Below are 2496 nucleotides of genomic sequence, written 5' to 3'. Positions count from 1 at the left end.
GGAGTCATGCGCCTCGGGGCTCCGGGTAGAGGGCCGGTGCGGTTCCGAGGGGTGCTGGTCGGCGGAGGCGGGTAGAGGGCCGCGATCGCGTCGTATTCGATCACCGAGGGCACCGGCACGTTCAGTTTCCCGGCCGACTTGGTGAGCGTCTGCTCTTGGCCGAGGAGTTGTCCTGACTGCGGATCGACAATGAACGTGTAGCGGGTCGGCAGTCCACCGGCCGCGGAATCCGCGGAGAAGGCGATGCCCGGCCTGCCCGCGCGGTCGATCACCTCCCCGGTCACCGTCATGCCGGGCAGGCCGGCCAGCAGCCGCAGGACCGCGGCACGCTGCCGGGGCGTCAGGACGCGCTGGGTGACCAGGTCGTGGACTGCCTGAGCGGCGCCCAGAGGCTCGTCGATCCCCGGCGTCCGGATCCGAAGCCAGGCCCTGAGGCCGTCCGCGGTCTCCGGCACCGCTCCTCGCATCGTCGCCTCCGCGGTCTGCTCGGTCGCCGAGCCCGGGCCGCCGTCAAGGAGGAAGCGCTTCAGCGTCGCACCACCGGGCGACCGCACCAGGTCGAACTCCTCCGGCACCACCTTCGAGAAGGACCCGCCGGAGTCCGTCCTCGTCCACAGCGCCCACTGCCGCCACCTCAGATGCGAACGCTCACCGCCCGGCCCATCCGGCAGCGCTTCGGCGCGGCTCGCGATCTTCTCCAGCTCCGCGGCCGCTCCCAGCCGGCCCTCGTCCGCGGCCAGATGGTAGGCCAGCGGTGGCGGGGTCGCCGCCACGGCCGCGGGCGTGCCGCCCGGCCACGCCACCACCGCGCCCGACACCACTGCCGCCAGCGCCACCGCGGCCACCGCCAGGCGCAGCCGGAAGGCCGCACGCGCAGGTGTGGGCCGAGAGGCAGGCGGGGCGGCGTCTGCCCGCAGGATCCGCTCCAGCCGGTGTTCGGCCTCCTCGACGCCCGACACGACCCCCGCCGCCGGGTCGGCGGGGCCCATCAGCTTCCTGACGCTCCTGCTCATGCTCACCGTGATGCCCCCAAACTTGCTCTTCCGATGGTTTCCGTTGTCCCTCTGGCGCCGTCGGCGGTTTCCAGGGCCTGGGCGAGTCGAGTGCGGGCGCGCATCAGGCGCACCGAGCAGGCGGGCGCGGAGCAGCCGAGGACGCGGGCCGCCTCGCGGACCGTCAGGCCCTCCCAGCCGATCAGTGCCAGCACTTCCTGGTCCGAGGTCCGCAGCGCGGCCCAGGCCCGGTGCACGGTGTGCCGCTCCGTGACCGTCTCGCCGATGTCGCGCGCCGTGGCGGTGGCCTCGACGGCCAGGCTCCGTTCCATGTCCTCGGCGCGGCCCGCCTTGCGCCGGTGGTTGGCGACCGTGTTGCGGGCCACCGCGTAGAGCCAGGGCAACGGCGCCAGGGCGGGCAGCGCGTCCATGCGGCGCCACGCGACTGTGAAGACCTCCGCGGCCAGGTCCGCCGCGTCGGTGGCACCGACCCGCCTGATCATGTAGCGGTACACCGCGTCGTAGTGCTCGCGGTACACCCTCCGGAACGCTTCCCGGTCCCCCACCGTCACCCCTCGCCGATCGCCTCACCCCGTTTATGTCTGGCCGACCCCGGATCTAACACCACCGGGCCCGCCGGCCGACGCGAGGAGCCGGGAGGAGCACCGGGCCGGTGTCCCGCTGCGGGATGGCAGATGGGTGCGGGTGCGTACGACGCCCTGTCTGGCCGGGCGGGGGATGACCGCCGCCGACCAGCGCGCGTGGGGCGCCGAGGTCTGGGTACTGCGGTCGGGCAGGACGTCGATCCGCTCGCCGCTCTCGGCGTCGATGAGCACGGTCGCGTATCGGTGCCGGCGTCTGAGGGCGAAGTCGTCGACGCCGAGCACACGCGGAACGCGTGGCGGCGGCAATGCCTGGCGCATGAGCACGCGCAGGGCGGTCGAGCGAGAGATACAACAGGCCAGGACACGGGAGAGGCGGGCGCCCGCCCGGCCCGATAACTCCTTCACCACGGATCCGAGCTGGTCGGCCAGGCGGGTAGTGCAGCGCTGGTAGCGCTCCACGACGCCGGGAACCTGCTCGCGGAACGTCTGCCGCGAGCAGCCGAGCATCGGGCACACCAGCCGCCGCAGCCTCGCCGAGACGACGACCCGCCGGCCGTCCACCGGCACGTCCGCCACCGTCCGATGGTGCTGGGGTCGACTTGTGGCCCGCCACCGGCAAGAACCTGGCCATCACCAAACCTGCCCGCCGACGCTGCCGCCGGCGAGATGGCACCCGCCCTTGGCCGCCGCCCATGCCGCATACGAGCACCGCTTCGGTCCAGGGTCCGCCGCCGAACCACCTCGGTGGACCTTTCGCCGTTCTTCGACCAGCCGGTCGGCAGGAATGCATTTCCCATGGTCAGGTGCGGTGCCGTACAGTCGTGCCTACCGACGCGGGGTGGAGCAGCTCGGTAGCTCGCTGGGCTCATAACCCAGAGGTCGCAGGTTCAAATCCTGTC

1 protein-coding gene, 1 tRNA gene and 2 pseudogenes are annotated in these 2496 nt (G+C 72.7%); 1 reads left to right on the top strand and 3 read right to left on the bottom strand.

What is annotated here, in order from left to right; genetic code table 11:
* From AB0P35_RS41900 to AB0P35_RS41890, 3 genes and pseudogenes are all read right to left on the bottom strand, one after another.
* A pseudogene (locus AB0P35_RS41900) lies at positions 1-1013 on the bottom strand (hypothetical protein); the annotation flags it as partial.
* A 2-nt stretch (positions 1014-1015) separates the two neighbouring features.
* Positions 1016-1558: a sigma-70 family RNA polymerase sigma factor gene (locus AB0P35_RS41895; protein ID WP_095878115.1), complete on the bottom strand. Its 543-nt coding sequence runs from the start codon at positions 1556-1558 to the stop codon at positions 1016-1018.
* 216 nt (positions 1559-1774) lie between these two features.
* Positions 1775-2179: pseudogene (locus AB0P35_RS41890) on the bottom strand (ISL3 family transposase); the annotation flags it as partial.
* Positions 2180-2437: 258 nt separating this feature from the next.
* On the opposite strand from AB0P35_RS41890, the gene AB0P35_RS41885 reads away from it, so the two are divergent.
* A tRNA-Met gene (locus AB0P35_RS41885) sits at positions 2438-2496 on the top strand.

The sequence above is a fragment of the Kitasatospora sp. NPDC085879 genome, assembly GCF_040686255.1.
In the GTDB taxonomy this organism is placed as follows: Bacteria; Actinomycetota; Actinomycetes; order Streptomycetales; family Streptomycetaceae; genus Kitasatospora.
The sequence above is the reverse complement of the archived record's forward strand: the minus strand, read 5'-3'. Positions and strand labels throughout refer to the sequence as shown.